1 protein-coding gene is annotated in these 559 nt (G+C 41.7%); it reads right to left on the bottom strand.

Features of this window, described 5'->3' with window-relative positions; all coding sequences use genetic code 11:
* Positions 1-43: 43 nt before the first annotated feature.
* The coding region (locus tag AAEY99_RS21205; protein WP_351011946.1) for an IS3 family transposase at positions 44-559 on the bottom strand (516 nt) is incomplete at its 5' end.

Raw genomic sequence — 559 nt, 5'->3', positions numbered from 1 at the left:
TGATGTGGTCAACTAAATCTGTACACCAACAGGAGTTGCGTCTTTACGCTGCCATTTCGGCTGCTGTTGGCGTCATATAATTGTTATAACTATGACCCCGTTTTATATTGTAGTGCTTCAATATATAATTCAGCACATCATGCTTTGCTTCATCAAAACTGTTGTAGCCATACTTAGGCATCCATTCTGTTTTAAAGCTTCTAAAAAAACGTTCCATTACCGCATTATCCCAGCAGTTTCCTCGTCGGCTCATGCTTTGAGTTATCTGATATTTCCAAAGCATTTGTCGATACTGAAGGCTACTGTAGTGACAACCCTGATCAGAGTGAAACACTACGTTTCTTGGACGCCCACGGCTTTCAAATGCCATTCTTAATGCTGCACAAGTCAAATCAGTATTCGGACTGTCAGAGCATGCCCAACCCACAATCTTTCTCGCGTATAAATCCATTACCACCGCTAAATAGAGCCATTTGGTTCCAGACCAAACATAGGTCACGTCACCACACCAAACCTGATTTATTGCTTCAACGTTAAACTGCCGCTTTAACAAATTAGG

It is taken from the genome of Shewanella sp. S1-58-MNA-CIBAN-0166, assembly GCF_040310085.1.
Taxonomy (GTDB): domain Bacteria; phylum Pseudomonadota; class Gammaproteobacteria; order Enterobacterales; family Shewanellaceae; genus Shewanella.
This window is presented reverse-complemented; position numbering and strand designations above follow the sequence as displayed.